This window comes from Halobaculum sp. CBA1158, from assembly GCF_021431925.1.
In the GTDB taxonomy this organism is placed as follows: domain Archaea; phylum Halobacteriota; class Halobacteria; order Halobacteriales; family Haloferacaceae; genus Halobaculum.
Genome location: NZ_CP090371.1, coordinates 1,443,687 through 1,459,457 on the forward strand (window position 1 = coordinate 1,443,687; position 15,771 = coordinate 1,459,457).

At 72.3% G+C, this 15,771-nt stretch carries 14 protein-coding genes; 13 read left to right on the plus strand and 1 reads right to left on the minus strand.

Translation table 11 applies throughout. The features are described from left to right. The 8 genes from dapB (at position 1) to Hbl1158_RS07615 (ending at position 7,287) form a co-directional block, all read left to right on the plus strand. A complete protein-coding gene (dapB, locus tag Hbl1158_RS07580) occupies positions 1-798 on the plus strand; it encodes a 4-hydroxy-tetrahydrodipicolinate reductase (protein WP_234296056.1) in 798 nt (265 codons plus the stop codon). Further along, positions 795-1,640 carry a 2,3,4,5-tetrahydropyridine-2,6-dicarboxylate N-succinyltransferase gene (locus Hbl1158_RS07585; protein ID WP_234296057.1) on the plus strand — a complete coding sequence of 282 codons (846 nt, stop codon included), beginning with the start codon at positions 795-797 and terminating at the stop codon, positions 1,638-1,640. Before dapB ends, Hbl1158_RS07585 begins: the two co-directional genes overlap by 4 nt. Then, on the plus strand, positions 1,637-2,941 hold the full coding sequence (gene lysA, locus Hbl1158_RS07590; RefSeq protein ID WP_234296059.1) for a diaminopimelate decarboxylase: 1,305 nt from the start codon (positions 1,637-1,639) through the stop codon (positions 2,939-2,941). The genes Hbl1158_RS07585 and lysA overlap by 4 nt, the downstream gene beginning before the upstream one ends. After that, positions 2,938-3,972 (plus strand): diaminopimelate epimerase, encoded by a 1,035-nt coding sequence (gene dapF / locus Hbl1158_RS07595; protein WP_234296064.1) that lies wholly within the window; start codon positions 2,938-2,940, stop codon positions 3,970-3,972. Before lysA ends, dapF begins: the two co-directional genes overlap by 4 nt. Next, complete coding sequence (locus tag Hbl1158_RS07600) at positions 3,969-5,201, plus strand: M20/M25/M40 family metallo-hydrolase (RefSeq protein ID WP_234296065.1); 1,233 nt, start codon at positions 3,969-3,971, stop codon at positions 5,199-5,201. The genes dapF and Hbl1158_RS07600 overlap by 4 nt, the downstream gene beginning before the upstream one ends. Before the next feature lie 125 nt (positions 5,202-5,326). Next, positions 5,327-6,064 carry an NRDE family protein gene (locus tag Hbl1158_RS07605; RefSeq protein ID WP_234296069.1) on the plus strand — a complete coding sequence of 246 codons (738 nt, stop codon included), beginning with the start codon at positions 5,327-5,329 and terminating at the stop codon, positions 6,062-6,064. 106 nt (positions 6,065-6,170) lie between these two features. Continuing rightward, entirely contained in the window at positions 6,171-6,524 is a 354-nt protein-coding gene (locus tag Hbl1158_RS07610; RefSeq protein WP_234296071.1) for a MarR family transcriptional regulator, read from the plus strand. A 148-nt stretch (positions 6,525-6,672) separates the two neighbouring features. Then, positions 6,673-7,287: a Rieske 2Fe-2S domain-containing protein gene (locus Hbl1158_RS07615; protein ID WP_234296076.1), complete on the plus strand. Its 615-nt coding sequence runs from the start codon at positions 6,673-6,675 to the stop codon at positions 7,285-7,287. Between the two features lie 9 nt (positions 7,288-7,296). Here the strand turns inward: Hbl1158_RS07615 and purB are convergent, their stop codons facing one another. Then, positions 7,297-8,691 carry an adenylosuccinate lyase gene (gene purB / locus Hbl1158_RS07620; protein WP_234296077.1) on the minus strand — a complete coding sequence of 465 codons (1,395 nt, stop codon included), beginning with the start codon at positions 8,689-8,691 and terminating at the stop codon, positions 7,297-7,299. 178 nt (positions 8,692-8,869) lie between these two features. Between purB and purH the strand changes: the two genes are divergently transcribed. From purH to Hbl1158_RS07645, 5 genes are all read left to right on the plus strand, one after another. Beyond that, a complete protein-coding gene (gene purH / locus Hbl1158_RS07625) occupies positions 8,870-10,477 on the plus strand; it encodes a bifunctional phosphoribosylaminoimidazolecarboxamide formyltransferase/IMP cyclohydrolase (RefSeq protein WP_234296079.1) in 1,608 nt (535 codons plus the stop codon). Between the two features lie 110 nt (positions 10,478-10,587). Continuing rightward, positions 10,588-11,739: a HAMP domain-containing sensor histidine kinase gene (locus Hbl1158_RS07630; protein ID WP_234296081.1), complete on the plus strand. Its 1,152-nt coding sequence runs from the start codon at positions 10,588-10,590 to the stop codon at positions 11,737-11,739. A gap of 75 nt (positions 11,740-11,814) precedes the next feature. Beyond that, entirely contained in the window at positions 11,815-14,403 is a 2,589-nt protein-coding gene (gene folP / locus Hbl1158_RS07635) for a dihydropteroate synthase (protein WP_234296083.1), read from the plus strand. Further along, positions 14,400-15,113: an RNase P subunit p30 family protein gene (locus Hbl1158_RS07640; RefSeq protein ID WP_234296085.1), complete on the plus strand. Its 714-nt coding sequence runs from the start codon at positions 14,400-14,402 to the stop codon at positions 15,111-15,113. The genes folP and Hbl1158_RS07640 overlap by 4 nt, the downstream gene beginning before the upstream one ends. After that, positions 15,094-15,756 (plus strand): class I SAM-dependent methyltransferase, encoded by a 663-nt coding sequence (locus tag Hbl1158_RS07645; protein ID WP_234296087.1) that lies wholly within the window; start codon positions 15,094-15,096, stop codon positions 15,754-15,756. Before Hbl1158_RS07640 ends, Hbl1158_RS07645 begins: the two co-directional genes overlap by 20 nt. Positions 15,757-15,771: the final 15 nt, after the last annotated feature.

Sequence of the window (15,771 nt, forward strand, 5' to 3'; positions counted from 1 at the left end):
ATGGCGACCGAGACGGGCGGTCCGAGCGGTTCGGTCCGCCTCGCCGTGACCGGGGCGGGCGGCCGCATGGGTCGGGAGGTGATCGAGGCCGCGAGCGACCGCGCGGACTGCGCGGTCGCGCTCGCGGTCAATCGCTCGCCCGTCGACCCGGTCGCTGGCGTCGAGGTTCGCGACGCCGACGACCTCCCCGCCCTGCTCGCGGAGGCCGACCCGGCGGTGGACGTGCTCGTGGACTTCACCGGCCCCGACTCCAGCGTGGAGTACGTCGCCGCCGCCGCGGACGCCGGCGTCGCCTGCGTCGTCGGGACGACCGGGTTCGACGAGGGACAGGAGGCCGCGCTCGCCGACGCCGCCGGGACCGTGCCCGTCCTGCGCGCCTCGAACTTCTCGCGTGGAATCGCGGCGCTGCGCCGGGCCGTCCGAGCGGCCGCCGGGGCGCTTCCCGGCTACGACGTGGAGGTCACGGAGACCCACCACAACGGGAAGGTCGACGCGCCCAGCGGCACCGCGCTCACCCTGCTGGAGGACGTCGAGGACGTCCGATCGGACCTTGACGAGCGCGTCCACGGGCGCGAGGGCGACGCCCCGCGAACCGACGGAGAGATCGGCGTTCACGCCCGCCGCGCGGGCGACATCGCCGGCGAGCACGAGGTGCTCATGGCCGGCGACGAGAACGTCCTCGAATTGACCCATCGCGCCGGTTCCCGGCGCGTGTTCGCCGCCGGCGCGCTCGACGCCGCGGCGTGGCTGGCCGGCCGCGACGCCGGCGAATACGACTTCACGGAGGTACTCGAATGACGACGACACTGGAATCCGACATCGACGACCTGTGGCACCGCTACGACGACGGACTGACCGCGGCCGACGCCGACGACGGCGTCCGGCGAACCCTCGACGAGTTCCTCGACGCCCTGGAGGCGGGCGAGGTCCGCGCCGCCCGCAAGACCGGCGACGGCGTCGACTCCTGGGAGGCCAACGAGTGGGTGAAGCGGGGCGTCCTCCTCAACTTCGGACTGCGCGAGACCGAGCGCCGCGAGTACGGCGGCGTCGGCTACTACGACGTGCTCCCGCTGCGCGAGACCGACGATCTGGAAGCCAGGGGCGCGCGCAACACCCCTGACGGCACCGTGCTGCGACGGGGGGCCCACCTCGGCGACGACACGATCATGATGAGCCCGTCGTTCGTCAACGTCGCCGCGTACGTCGGAGACGGCACGCTCGTCGACTCCTGCGACACGGTCGGCTCGTGTGCCCAACTGGGCGAGAACGTGAAGCTCGGCGCGAACACGCTGATCGGCGGCGTGTTGGAGCCCGTCGAGGACGCGCCCGTCATCGTCGAGGACGGCGTCTCGCTGGGCGCGGGCTGTCGCGTCACCTCCGGGTTCCGCGTGGGCGAGAACTCGATCGTGGGCGAGAACACGCTGCTCACCCCGAGGATCCCGGTGTACGACCTCGTCGAGGAGGAGGTCGTCTACGGCCACCTGCCGGAGAACCGCCGGGCGTTCACCCGCTTCGTCGAGTCGAGCGTGAGCGACCACGCATTGTTCGAGGGCGGCGCGTACAAGCCCGCGGTCGTCGCCACCGACGTGGAGACCGAGACGCTGGAGGCGACACGGCGCGAGGACGCGCTCCGCGAATGAGCCCAGAGCAGTCCGACGACGAGGCCCGGGACGCCGACGGCGGTCCGGCGATCCGTCGCCTCGCCGACTGGGACGCCGACCAACTCCGGGAGTTGGCTGACGATCACGGCACGCCGCTGTACGTCACGGATCTCGACCGCGTGGCCGAGAACTGCGCGCGCCTCCGAGCGGCGTTCCCGGACGCGGACGTGAAGTACGCCGTGAAGGCCCACACCGGCCGCGCGGTGCTGGAGACCGTTCGCGGGTCGGGCCTCGACGCCGAATGCGCCTCCGCAGGCGAGGTGGGACGCGCGCTCGACGCCGGGTTCGGGGGAGGCGGAGTCGACTACACCGCCGTCAATCCGCCCGCCCGCGACCTCGACGCCGTGGTCGAGTGGTGGGAGGAACACCCCGATCTCACGATCACGGTCGGCGCACGCGACACCCTAGATCGCCTCGCCGATCGTGGCTTCGACGGGGGCGTCTGCGTTCGGGTGAACCCCGGCGTCGGCGCGGGCCACCACGAGAAGGTGCGCACGGGTGCCGCCCCGAAGTTCGGCGTGCCGTACGACCGCGCCGCCGAGGTGATCGCAGACGCCCGAGACCGATTCGAGGTGGTCGGGATCCACGCCCACGCAGGGTCGGGAATCCACGGCGAGGAGGACCTGGCCGCCCATCGCGATCTCGTTTCTCGCATGGGCGATCTCGCCCGAGCGGTCGACGACGCCGACCTGGAGTTCGTCGACGTGGGCGGCGGCTTCGGCGTCCCGTACCGCGAGGACGACCCCGCACTCGACCTGGACGCCGTCGCCGACGCGACGCGCGAGGCGCTCGGCGAGATTGACGCGACCCTTGCGGTCGAGCCTGGTCGCTACGTCGTCGCAGACGCCGGCGTCCTCCTTACGACGGTGAACACGGTGAAGCCGACGCCCGAGACCACCGTCGCGGGCGTCGACGCCGGCATGACGGACCTGCTTCGTCCGGCGATGTACGATGCGTACCACGCGATCCGGAACCTTGCCGCCGCCGACGCCGCGGACGCGACCGGTGATGCCGCCGCCGGCCGCGAGGTCGGCCCGGTCACCGTCGCCGGCCCGATCTGTGAGACGGGCGATACCTTCTGCGACGGCCGGGAGCTTCCGGTCCCGGCGCGGGGCGACCTGCTCGCCGTCGGCAACGCCGGCGCGTACGGCTACGAGATGGCCTCGACGTACAACTCCCGACCGCGTCCGTCGGAGGTGAGCCTCGCCGGCGACGTGCTCCGCGAGCGCGAGACCCTCGCGGGAGTTACCCGCCTGGAGCACGGAGGGGCCGACGAATGAGCGAGTCGACGCGCGCGGACGGACCCGACGGGAGCGAGGTCACCGTCCGGGCGACGAAGTACCACGGAACGGGCAACGACTTCCTCGTCGTCGACGCCGCGGACGCCGACGGCCGAGTGCCCGACCGCGGCGCGTTCGCGGTCCATTACTGCGACCGCGAGACCGGCGTCGAGGGCGAGGACCGGACGGGCGCGGACGGCGTCCTGTTCATGGACATCACGGACGGCGGCAACGCCGACGGCGACAGCACCGGCGATGCGGACGGCGACAGCACCGACGGTACGGACGGCGAGTCGGTCGCCCGCGCGACGATGACGCTCGTCCAGCCCGACGCCTCCATCGCCGAGATGTGCGGCAACGGCGCGCGCTGTGCGGCCGCGTGGGTGCGCGAGCGGACCGGCGCGCGCGTGATCGACCTCGACACGCCCGCGGGCGTTCGTCGAGCCGAGGTCCGCGGCGGCGACGCGGCGGACGGCGACCGCACCGAGGCGACCGTCGAGGTCGAGATGGGTCGACCGTCGTTCGACCCCGCGGACGTGCCGCTTCGCGACGACCGCGAGGAGCCGCTCGTCGAGGAATCCGTGGAGGGACTGACCGTCACGGCGGTCGACACGGGCGTTCCGCACGCGGTCGCGTTCGTCGACCGCGCGGGCGACGGGGCCGGCGACCTCGCGAGCGTCGACCTCGAGGCCGTCGCGCCGGCTGTGCGTCACGCCGACGTCTTCCCCGAGGGCGCGAACGTCACCCTCGCGGCCCGAACGGGAGACGACACCTTCGACCAGCGCACCTACGAGCGCGGCGTCGAGGGGGAGACGCTCGCGTGCGGCACCGGCGCGGTCGCCGTCGGCGCGGTCGCGCGCCGACTCGGCCTGACGGAGCACTCGGATCTGGCCGTCTCACCGCCGGGCGGAACGCTGCGGATCACGGTTCCCGACGACGGGCCGGCGACGCTCACGGGCCCGGCCGCCCGGGAGTTCGACGTGGAGCTACCGGTTCCGGAGTCGAAGCCGGAGGGGAATGAGGCAGAATGAGCGACGACGCCGACGCGTCCGCGGCAGCGTCACCGGCACCGACGGACGAGTTCGATCCCGTCGAGTTCCTCGCCGAGGCCGTGTCGATCGAGTCCCACGAGTCCGTCGACGAGATGCGGTCGTTCCTCGTCGAAACGCTCGCCGAACGCGGCGTCGACACCCGCGTCGACGGCGCGGGGAACGTCCGCGCGACGCGTGAGTCGCCCGCGCCCGACGACGGTCCGCACCTCGTGCTCAACACCCACATCGACACCGTCCCGCCCCACGTCCCGTTCGAGCCCGGCACGGACGACGAGGGGAACGAGGTGTTCCGCGGACGCGGATCCTGCGACGCGAAGGGACCGCTCGCGGCGCTGCTGGCGGGGTTTCTCGCTGTCGAGCCAGCCCGTGGGCGCGTTACGCTCGCGGTCACGCCCGACGAGGAGACGCTGTCGACCGGCGCGGACGCGCTCGTGCGCGGCCGGGGGCGGGACCACCCCGACGGCCCCGTCGACCCCGTCGACGGCGACCTGTTCGTGGTCGGCGAGCCGACCGACTGCGACGCCTGCGTCGCCGCCCGCGGTCGGTTCGAGGGGACGCTGACGCTCACCGGCTCGGCGGCTCACGCCGCCGAGCCCGACTCCGGGATCAACGCCGTTTCGGCGCTATCGGACGCGCTCGCGGCGATCGATCGGTTCGACGACGACGCCGAGGCGCACCCGATGCTCGGTGCGCCGACGCTCGTTGCGACGGGCGTCTCCGGCGGGGAGGCGACCAATCAGGTGCCGTCGGAGGCGACGATCACCCTCGACCGCCGGTCGGTGCCCCCGGAGACCGCCGAGGGGTTTCGCTCGGCGTTGGAGGCGGCCGTTAGGAGGGCGGTCGCGGACGAAGTCGGCGTCTCCTTCGACCTCACCGAGCGCCCGACGCCGTTCCTGGAGGCGTTCGACACCGACCCCGACCACGCGCTGGTGGCGGCCGTCGCCGACGCGGCGCGGGCGGTCGGCGGCGACGGGGACGGGAACGGCGACGGCGAGGGCGACGCGAACGGCGACGGCGAGATCCGGCCGTTCGGCGCGGCGACGGAGGCGTCGTACTTCGCGCCGCGGCCGACGGTCGTGTTCGGCCCGGGGCATCTGGCCGACGACGCGGGCGCGGTCGCCCACAGCGAGCGCGAGTACGTCCGCGTCGACCGCGTGCGCGACGCCGCCGGGGCGGTCCGGCGTGCGGTCGCGACGCTCGTCGGGTAGCCGACGGTCGCCGGGATCGACCTCCGATCGGATCGGTCGGCGTCTCACCGGCCCCCGGGAGCGCTCGGACGACCAGGAGCCCCGGGACCGTCGCGGCTTTCTTCCCGGGCGTGATACGACGACGCATGTGTACGCTGACGCTCGCGTGGCGGGTCTTCGAGGGCGCGCCGGTGTGTGTCGCCGCCAACCGCGACGAGTCGTACGGCAGGCCCTCGGAACCGCCCGCCGTGCGCGACGGCGACGTGGTCGCCCCCCGCGACGCCGAGGCCGGCGGGACGTGGATGGGGGTCGCCCGCGACGGCCCGTTCGTCGGGATCACGAACCGCTGGGTCGACGGGCTCGCGGGCGAGCGATCGCGGGGGCTCCTCGTCGACGACTGCCTGCGCGCCGGATCCGCCGAGGACGCCGCCCGCCTCGTCGAGGAGTCGTGTCGCGAGCACGAGTACGACGGCTTCAACCTCGTGCTCGCGGACGGGGAGGCGGCGATCCTCCTGGAGTGGGACGGCCACCTCCGCGTCACGGGGTTCGAACCGGGCGTCCACGTCGTCGTGAACGTCGGAGCCGACGGCTCGTTCTTCGAACCGGCGGGCCGCCCGGAGGCCGGCCCCGAGCAGGCCGACAACGCGGCGCGCCTCCGCGGGCACCTCGCGCCCGATCCCGGCGAGTCCGCCGACGCGTGGCTCGACCGGGCGGGCGCGGCACTGGGCGACCACGAGTTCGGCGTCTGCGTCCACGGCGACGGCTTCGGGACGGTCTCGTCGTCGCTGATCCGGGTCGACGCCGACGGCGGGGGGATCCGATACGACCACGCGGAGGGGCCGCCCTGCGAGACGGCCTTCGAACCGGTCGCGGTCGAGTGGTGATGTCGCGGTCGGGTCGTGGTGTCACGGCCGCGGTCGGGTGGCCGGCCGCCGGTCGCGATCGGACGGAAGGGAAAGGGTAAACGGGGACCGTGTCGTTGGAGGGTGTATGAGCGCCTCCGACGCCGAAGCCGACCTCTCCGAGGTCGAGTACGACGGGCTCGAACTCGTTCGCGAGACCGGCGGCATCCACCAGTCCGACTTCTGGAAGGAACTGGACGTCTCCTCGCGCAAGGGGAGCCGGATCGCCGAGAAGCTCGAGGACCTCGAGCTCATCGAGCGCGAGGAGGCGGTGTACAACGGGCACAACACCTATCTCCTGTTGCCGACGGCCAAGGACCTCGACTTCTCGCTGATGATGGCCGGCGACATGCTCTCGCCGTTCATCGGCGAGGAGGAGATCGACCCCAACTCCGACGCGTTCACGCAGTGGCTGATGAACCTCGCGTACGAGGAGTACTGACGCCGTCGAACACCGTTCTCACGCACCCCTCCCCGCTGTCCGGCCATCTCCGTCCAGTCGCTCCCATCCCCGACAGGATCGCTGCCGGCTTCAGAGCCGGCGGTCGGAACGACACGCATTTGCCGGTCCTTCGGCTACCGACGGGCGAATGGACGAGCAGGCACGGGTGACGGTCGAGGCGGACGACGAGGCGACGCGCGAGACCGTGTACGACACACATGGAGAGGTCGAGGCCGGCGGCGTGACGTTCCGGTTCAGCGTCGGCGACGCGGACGGGGCGAGCGATTCGGATGGGGCGAACGACCCGGACGGAGCGAGCGCCCCCGACGGGAGTGAGGACCGGACCGACGCCCCCGGCGGTGACGACGGGAACGCGACCGGCGACGACGAGGGCGACCGGCTGTTCGTCGCGCCCCTGGAGGACGTGCCGACCGACTCCACGATCCGGCGGACGGCGATGCGGCCGGACGACCGCCGGGGCGTGGGGTTCATCCTCCGGCGCGACGCCGAGACCGACGAGGTGTTCGCGTGGCGCAACTCCTGTCCCCACAAGCCGGAGGTGCCACTAGACCCCGGTCGTGGCGCGCGCGTCGACGGCGGCGAGATCGTCTGTCACGAGCACGGCGCGCGCTTCGAGTGCGGTGACGGCCTGTGCACGTGGGGGCCGTGCGTCGGCGAGGAACTCGACCCCGTGGGCGTCGAGGTCCGCGACGGCGACGTGTACCTCGACGACGAGCGGTTCGCGTCGGTGCGTCCGCGGTAGCGACCGCGATCAGTTCCCGTCCTTCAGTTCGTCCACGAGATCGCCGCCGTAGCCGACGTACGTCGCCGGCGTCAGCGCGTGAAGCTCCTCGCGGACGGACTCGTCCACGTCGAGGTCGTCGAACAGGTCGCGGAAGTCCTCGACGGTGGTTCGCCTGCCCCGAGTGAGTTCCTTCACGCGCTCGTAGGCGTCGGTGTCGCCCTCCCGCCGGAGGATCGTCTGGACCGCCTCGCCGATCACCTCCGGTGTCGCCTCCAACTCCTCGCGCATGACCTGCTCGTTGGGAACGACCTTCGAGAGCCCGGCGGCCGTCTTCGAGTAGCCGATCAGCGAGTGGGCAAGCGCCGCGCCGACGTTTCGCTTTACCGTGGAGTCCGAGAGGTCGCGCTGGAGCCGCGAGGTGGTGACGTAGTCAGCGAGGAAGGTGAGATCGGCGTTCGCCTTCGAGAGGTTCCCCTCGCTGTTCTCGAAGTCGATGGGGTTCACCTTGTGCGGCATCGTCGACGACCCCGTCTCGCCCTCGGCGGCCTCCTGCCCGAGATACCGGTCGGAGACGTACAGCCACACGTCCAGATCGAAGTCGAGCAGGACGTTGTTGACACCTCGAAGTGCGTCGAACAGGGCCGCGAGGTCGTCGCAGGGGTTCACCTGCGTCGCCAACGGCGTGTGCTCGAGTCCGAGCGAGGTCACGAACTCCCGGGAGAACGCACGCCAGTCGACATCGGGGTAGGCCGCGCGGTGGGCCGCGTAGGTGCCGGACGCGCCGGCGAGCTTCCCGGAGAGGGAGTCGGCGGCGTCCTCGACCCGACCGATCGCGGTGGCGAGGCGGGCCGCGTAGACGGCTAACTCCTTTCCCCACGTCGTCGGCGTTGCGGGCTGTCCGTGCGTCCGCGCGAGCATCGGGACGTCCCTGTGCTCGCGGGCCTCGGTGACGAGCGTGTTGCGGAGGTCGCGAAGCTCCGACACGAGCACCTCCTCGACCGCGGGCGCGACGAGCAGGCGATGGGCGAGGTTGTTGACGTCCTCGCTCGTCAGGCCGAAGTGGATCCACGGGTGGAGCCGCTCGGGCGTCTCGGTTCGCAGGAAGTACTCGACGGCCTTCACGTCGTGGTTGGTGGCGCTGTACCCCTCGGCCCCCTCGGTTTCCAGCCGCTTGACGAGCCGGGCGTCCTCTGCCGCGAAGTCGTCGACGACGGTGTGCAGGGCGGCGCGTTCCTCCTCCGAGAGAGCGACGTCGACCCCCGGTTCGTCGGCCAGCGCGAGCAGGTACTCGACCTCGACCTCGACGCGGGCGCGGATCAGCCCGGCCTCGCTCGCGTACGGCACCAGCGGCGCGGTCCGACCAGCGTACCGACCGTCCAGCGGCGAGACGGCTGCGAGGGGGTCCTCGCGGGGGATGTCCATACCCCGGGGTCCCGACGCCGGCGGCAAAGCGGTTTCGGTCGCCCCGCGCCGCGACCACCAAGAGCATGCATACAGACGCGCCTGTCTGGGCGGCAGTCGGTCGATACGATACGCGTTCGTGCATATACGTCGGCGACGGACCGCAACGCTCTTTCCGCCGGCGCGGGAGCGATCCGGCATGAAAATCGCGGGCATGGCGAGCAACCGCGGGCGGAACCTCAGGAACATCGCGGACCGCGCGCCGGGCGGGGCCGAGCTGTCGGTCGTCGTGACCGACGACCCCGACGCGCCGGTGCGCTCGGCGATGGAGAAGCGGGGCGTGGCGACCGCGGTCGTCGAGCGCGCCGAAGGGGAGCAACGCGAGGCCCACGAGGAGCGCGTCATCGACGCGCTGGCGGGCCACGACTTCGACATCGTCTGTCTCGACGGCTACATGCGCGTCCTCACGGACGCCTTCCTCGACGCCGCGCCGACGACGCTGAACGTCCACCCGTCGCTGCTTCCGTCGTTCGCCGGACGCAACGTCCACGAGCGCGTGCTCGAGGCGGGCGTCCGCCAGACGGGCTGTACCGTCCACGTCGCGACCGAAGAGGTCGACGGCGGCCCCATCGTCACCCAGGAGGCGGTCCCGGTGTACGAGGGCGACGACGAGGCCGACCTGAAGGAGCGCGTGCTGTACGAGGCGGAGTTCGCCGCCTACCCCCGTGCCGTGAAGTGGTTCGCCGAGGACCGGGTGACCGTGGATCTGGACGCCCACGAGGTCCACGTCGACGGCGACGACGCCGGTGAAGACGGGGGCGACGGTCGCTTCCCGTCCCGGCGGACGACCAGCGAGGACCGCGTGCGGACGCTTCGGTACGGCGAGAACCCCCACCAGGACGCCGCGCTCTACGCCGACACGACCTGTGAGGAGGCGAACGTCGTCGCGGCCGACCAGCTCAACGAGGGCGCGAAGCAGCTCTCGTACAACAACTACAACGACGCCGACGGCGCGCTGAATCTCGTCAAGGAGTTCGACGAGCCCGCGGCGGCTGTGATCAAACACACCAACCCCGCCGGCTGCGCGACCGCCGACAGCCTCGCGGAGGCGTACGCCGACGCGCTCGCGACGGACGCGAAGTCCGCCTTCGGCGGCATCGTCGCGCTCAACCGCGAGTGCGACGCCGAGACCGCCGAACTGATCGTCGATTCGTTCAAGGAGGTCGTCGTCGCGCCGGGCTACACCGACGACGCCCTGGAGGTGCTGTTCGAGAAGGACAACCTCCGCGTGCTGGACGTGGGTGACGAGGAGACCGTCACGGAGCGGCCGGAGGCGCTCACCGAGAAGCCCATCGTCGGCGGCCGCCTCGTGCAGGAGCGCGATCTTCAAGCGCCAACCGCCGACGACCTGGAGGTCGTCACCGAGCGCGCGCCCACCGACGATGAGGTCGAGACGATGCTGTTCGCGTGGCGCGTGATGAAACACGTGAAGTCGAACGGGATCCTGTTCGCGACCGGCACGGAGACCGTCGGCGTCGGGATGGGACAGGTGAGCCGCGTCGACGCCGTGGAGCTGGCGGCGATGAAGGCCGACCGTGACGCCGAGGGCAAGTCCGCCGAGGGTGCTGTGATGGCCTCGGACGCGTTCTTCCCGTTCCCTGACGGCATCGAGGAGGCCGCCGACGCCGGCGTCGAGGCGGTGATCCAGCCCGGCGGCTCGATCAACGACGACGACGTGATCGCGGCGGCGAACGAGCACGGCATGGCGATGGCCTTCACCGGAGACCGCGCGTTCCGCCACGACTGATCGCCACGCCGTGAGATGGTACCGATCGATAATTACAGACCAGAGGCGATGAATCTGATGCGATAGTACTTGTCGGCGTCCTTCCGAACTACCGACGACAACTGACAAACATGACCCAGCGTAGATCTGAGGGCGAGGCGGCGGACAGGCCCGCGGAGAAACTGGCGAGCCTACACGCCGCCACCCGGCGGATGATGCGGGCGGACTCGCGCGAGTCGGTCGCCGACATCGCGGCGACGGCCGCGACCGACGTGCTCGGTTTCCCGCTTAACACCGTGCGACTGTACGACTCCTCGACCGATCGGCTCCTCCCGACGGCGGTGTCGCCGGGCGTCGAGGACATCGCGGGCAACCGGCGGGCGTACGAACGGGGGGAGACGATCCAATGGGAGGCGTTCGATCGCGAGGAGCTGCTCACGTTCCAGGACATCACGACGATCGACGACGACGTTCCCCGAACCGGCGAGGGGAGCATGATCGTGGCCCCGCTGGACGACCACGGTGTGTTGACGCTCGGCACGACGCGCTCTGACGACATCGACAGACCGGACGAGGAACTGGCGCGCGTGTTGGCGGCCAACGTCGAGGCGGCGATGGATCGGGCGGAGGTACGCGCGACGCTGGCCGAGCGAACCGAACGGCTCGAGCGTCAGAACGAGCGCCTCGACCGCTTCGCCGCGATCGTGAGCCACGACCTCCGCAACCCGCTCAACGTCGCCGAGGGCTACGTCGAGTTGGCGCGCGAGACCGACGACGTGGCCACTCTCGACGAGGCGCTGGACGCGCTCGATCGGATGGACGACCTCATCGACTCGGTGCTCACGATCGCACGCGAGGGGCGGGTCGTCGACGACCCCGAGTCGGTCGACCTGTCGGCGGTCGCCGCCCAGGCCTGGTCGACCGTCGACGCCGCGGAGGCGACGTGCTCGGTCGCGGAGGACGCGACGGTGGAGGCCGACCGCGAGCGACTCCGAACGCTGTTGGAGAACTGCTTTCGCAACGCGGTCCAGCACGCGGGCGACGACGTGACCGTCACCGTGGAACCGCTGGCAGACGGCGGGTTCGCCGTGAGCGACGACGGCCCGGGGATCCCGCCCGAGGACCGGGACGCTGTGTTCGATCGGGGGTACACTACCGCCGACGACGGCACCGGCTTCGGGCTGGCGATCGTGCGCGACATCGCCGACGCCCACGGCTGGACGGCCGCCGTCGCCGAGAGCGACGCCGGCGGAGCGCGCTTCGAGTTCTCCCCCGACGAGTGACGACGGCGGGGGCGGGACCGCCGGGTCGCGTCCGCTCCCGTTAGTCATAAGCGCGCGCCCCGAATCCGTCGGAGTATGCGCTATCACGCGGCGACGGAGTTCCTGTTCGACCTCCGGCGCTTCCAGGTCAAGCCGGGCACCGAGTCGGTGCGCGACCTGTTGGCCCACCTGGGCGACCCGCACGAGGGGATCGACTTCGTTCAGGTGGCGGGGTCGAACGGGAAAGGCAGCGTCGCGCGGATGGTCGAGTCGGTGCTCCGCGAGGACGGTCGCCGGGTCGGCCTCTACACCTCGCCGCACTTCGAGCACCTCCGCGAGCGGGTCCGCGTCGACGGACGGACGATCCCCAAGTCCGAGGTGGCCGCCTTCGTCGAGCGGGCCCGACCGTGGCTGATCGAGCGGGCGGCCGACGGCGAACCGCTCACGTTCTTCGAGGTCGTCACGGCGCTCGCGCTGTGGCGGTTCGACCGCGCGGACGTGGACGTGGCCGTGCTCGAGGTGGGCATGGGCGGCGAGTTGGACGCGACCTCGGCCGTCGACCCCGTCGCCAGCGCGGTGACGAACGTCTCGCTGGAGCACACGTCGGTCCTCGGCGACACCGTCGAGGAGATCGCCCGCACGAAGGCGAAGGTGGCTCCGGCGGGCGGGCCGCTCGTCACCGCGACCGACGGGGAGGCGCTCGCGACGGTTCGTGAAGTCGCGGGCGAGGTCGACGCCGACGTGATCACGGTCGCCGGACCCACCGGGGGCCCCGACCCGGCGGAGGCGGACCTGTCGGCCGCCTACGAGGGGGCTGTGAGCCCGCAGGAGTCGCGGGTGGCGCTCGTCGGCGACGGCTGGGCCGTCGAGACCAGAATTCCCCTGCTCGGGGCGTATCAGGCCACGAACGCGGGCGTCGCGGCCGCGCTCGCACGTCGCCTCGGCGTGACCGACGGCGCGACGCTGGCGCGGGGGCTTCGTAACGCCCACTGGCCCGGGCGCTTCGAGGTGATGGGCACCGGGCCGCTGGTGGTCCTCGACGGCGCGCACAACCCCGCGGCCTGCGAGACGGTCGCCGACACGCTCGGGGAGTTCGAGTACGACGACCTCCACCTGGTCGTCGGCGCGATGCACGACAAGGACCACCGCGAGATGGCGGCGGCCCTCCCCGAGCCGACGACGGTCCGCACGTGCGCCCCCGCGATCGACCGCGCGGAGGACCCCGCGGTGCTGGCGCGGGTGTTCGAGCGCGCGGGCGAGGCCGACGTGACCGCCGCCGACAGCGTCCCCGACGCGCTGGCGGCCGCCCGCGAGGCGGCCGGCCCCGACGACTGCGTGCTCCTCACGGGGTCGCTCTTCTGCGTCGCCGAGGCGCGCGCGACGTGGACCCGTCGCGTCGTCCCGAAGTCCCTCGAGGACGCCGACGAGGCCCGCGACCTGCTCGTCGCCGCCGACGTGGCGGACGACGACATCGACGCGACCGCGCGGGCGACGCTCCACGACACCGTCCGAACCCGGGTGTCCGCGACGCAGGCAGAGCACCTCCGTCGGGAGGCCGCCGCCGCGGGCGTCGCCTGCGCGGTCGCCGACGCCGGCGGCGGGGAACTCGCGCCCGCCGTGCTCGCGGGATCGCGCGCCGCGTTCGCAGAACTGACGGCCGAACTCGACGCCCTCGGCGACGGCCTCGCCGGACTGGCCGACGACCTCCGTGCGGCCGTCGACGTCGAGGGGGACGCCGCCGGCGACGCCGTCGGGACCGAGATCGGCGACGACGGCGACCCGCCCGCGCGGACGACCGCGCCGCCGGGCGACACCTACCCGTGGGAGGACGGCACCGCGGTCATGGGGATCCTCAACGTCACGCCAGACTCCTTCCACGACGGCGGGGAGTTCTTCGACCCCGAGGACGCGCTCTCGCGGGCGGAGGCGCTCGTCGACGCCGGCGTCGACGTGATCGACGTAGGCGGGGAGTCCACGCGTCCGGGCGCGGAGACCGTGCCCGTCGACGAGGAGATCGACCGGATCGTCCCGGTCATCGAGGCGGTGGCCGACGCGGACGCGCTGATCTCCGTCGACACCCGGAAGGCGGCCGTCGCGGAGGCGGCGCTGGACGCCGGCGCGGACGTCCTCAACGACGTGACGGGGCTGGAGGACCCGGAGATGCGCTTTCTCGCGGCCGAGCGCGGCGTGCCGGTGATCGTGATGCACAGCATCGACGCCCCGGTCGACCCGGACAACGACCCGGAGTACGACGACGTGGTCGAGGACGTGATCGCGGAGCTGAGCGAGCGCGTCCTACTCGCGGAGAAGGCGGGGATCCCCCGCGAGCACGTCGTCGTCGACCCCGGGATCGGCTTCGGGAAGTCGCCGCGGGAGAACTTCGAGATCCTCGGCCGCCTCGGCGAGTTCGACGCGCTGGGGTGTCCGGTGCTGTTCGGCCACTCCCACAAGTCGATGTTCGAACTCACCGGCGAGGCGGCCGGCGACGCGCCCGACGGAACCGTGGCGGCGACGGCGCTGGCGGCCGCCAACGGGGCCGACATCGTCCGCGTCCACGACGCCGCCGAGAACGTCGCGGCCGTCCGGGTCGCGAGCGCGGCCGCGGACCCCGCGGGGTTCGACGCCGAGGGATCCGGCTCGGGAGAGAGCGACGCCGATGGCACCGGCGACGGCGGGGACGCGTGAGCGACCCGGCCCCTTACGAAGCGGCGTACGCGCATCCCGACGGCGACGCGACCGCCAGTCGGCTCGCACGGGCCGCACGCGAGTACGGGTACGACGGACTCGTGATCCGCACCCGCGAGGCGGAGTTCGACCCCGGGGCGCTCCGGGAGCGCTACGACGTGGACGTGGTGCCCGCCGTCGAGGTCGTCGCGGACGAACCCGCCTCGGCCAGCGGCGCGGTCGGCAACTTCCGGCCGGAGTACCCCCTCGTGCTCGTGCGCGGCGGGACTGACGCGCTCAACCGGTTCGCCGTCGAGCAGGACCGCGTCGACGTGCTCGCCGCGCCGCTGTCGGGCGACGGCGGCTTCAACCACGTGCTCGCGAAGGCGGCCGTCGAGCACGGCACTCGGATCGAGTTCGACCTCGGCCCGGCGCTTCGCGCGTCAGGGGGCGAGCGCGTCCGGGCGCTGAAGGGGCTCCGGAAGCTCCGCGAGATCGTCGCCCACTACGACGCGCCGTACGTCGTGAGCGCGCGTCCCGCCTCCCACCTCGAACTGCGCGCCGTGCGGGAGGTGGTCGCGCTCGGTTCCGAGTTGGGGTTCGACGAGGGGTGGATCCGACGGGGGCTCGCCGAGTGGGGACGGATCGTCGCGCGCAACCGCGAGCGTCGCTCCGCGGGGTTCATTTCCCCGGGCGTCCGAGTGGACGAGTGTGAAGAAGCCGATCGCTGAGCACGCCGAGCGGTTCTCAGAGGCCGCGGCGTCGTACGACGACGAGCAGAACAGCGAGGAGTACGAGGCCTGCGCGGGACTCGTCATCCGACGAGCGGCTCCCCACCGGACGGACACCGTCCTCGATCTGGGGACGGGAACCGGGGCGATCGCCCTCGCGCTCGCCGAGGACGCCGACCGCGTCGTCGGTCGCGACGTGAGCGACGGGATGCTGGATCGGGCCCGGGAGAAGGCCACCGAGCAGGGCGTCGACACCGTCGAGTTCGGCTACGGCGAGTTCCGCGAGCCGAACTACGACGGCGACGCCCAGATCGTCACGTCGAACTTCGCGCTCCATCACCTCGGTGACGACGAGAAGCGCGAGGCGATCGAGACGTGGGCCGGCCTGGACGGCGGCGGGACGCCCAGCCGCGCCGACCCCGTCGGCCCCCGGCGGATCGTCCTCGGCGACGTGATGTTCTTCGGCGAGCCGGACCCCGAGGAGCCCTTCTACAGCCCCGAGGTCGACGATCCGGCGACCGTCGGCACGCTCGTCGACTACTTCACGGCCGCCGGCTACGCCGTGACGCAGGTGGACCGCGTCCACGACCAGGTCGGCGTGATCACCGCCGAGCGCGTCGTCTCCGGCGGTCGCGAGTCGTGACCGGCCTCGAGCACC

Excerpts from the sequence above, each read along its gene's own strand:
- dapB (WP_234296056.1), top strand. The coding sequence starts at position 1 with ATGGCGACCGAGACGGGCGGTCCGAGCGGTTCGGTCCGCCTCGCCGTG.
- Hbl1158_RS07585 (WP_234296057.1), top strand. The coding sequence starts at position 795 with ATGACGACGACACTGGAATCCGACATCGACGACCTGTGGCACCGCTAC.
- lysA (WP_234296059.1), top strand. The coding sequence starts at position 1,637 with ATGAGCCCAGAGCAGTCCGACGACGAGGCCCGGGACGCCGACGGCGGT.
- dapF (WP_234296064.1), top strand. The coding sequence starts at position 2,938 with ATGAGCGAGTCGACGCGCGCGGACGGACCCGACGGGAGCGAGGTCACC.
- Hbl1158_RS07600 (WP_234296065.1), top strand. The coding sequence starts at position 3,969 with ATGAGCGACGACGCCGACGCGTCCGCGGCAGCGTCACCGGCACCGACG.
- Hbl1158_RS07605 (WP_234296069.1), top strand. The coding sequence starts at position 5,327 with ATGTGTACGCTGACGCTCGCGTGGCGGGTCTTCGAGGGCGCGCCGGTG.
- Hbl1158_RS07610 (WP_234296071.1), top strand. The coding sequence starts at position 6,171 with ATGAGCGCCTCCGACGCCGAAGCCGACCTCTCCGAGGTCGAGTACGAC.
- Hbl1158_RS07615 (WP_234296076.1), top strand. The coding sequence starts at position 6,673 with ATGGACGAGCAGGCACGGGTGACGGTCGAGGCGGACGACGAGGCGACG.
- purB (WP_234296077.1), bottom strand. The coding sequence starts at position 8,691 with ATGGACATCCCCCGCGAGGACCCCCTCGCAGCCGTCTCGCCGCTGGAC.
- purH (WP_234296079.1), top strand. The coding sequence starts at position 8,870 with ATGAAAATCGCGGGCATGGCGAGCAACCGCGGGCGGAACCTCAGGAAC.
- Hbl1158_RS07630 (WP_234296081.1), top strand. The coding sequence starts at position 10,588 with ATGACCCAGCGTAGATCTGAGGGCGAGGCGGCGGACAGGCCCGCGGAG.
- folP (WP_234296083.1), top strand. The coding sequence starts at position 11,815 with ATGCGCTATCACGCGGCGACGGAGTTCCTGTTCGACCTCCGGCGCTTC.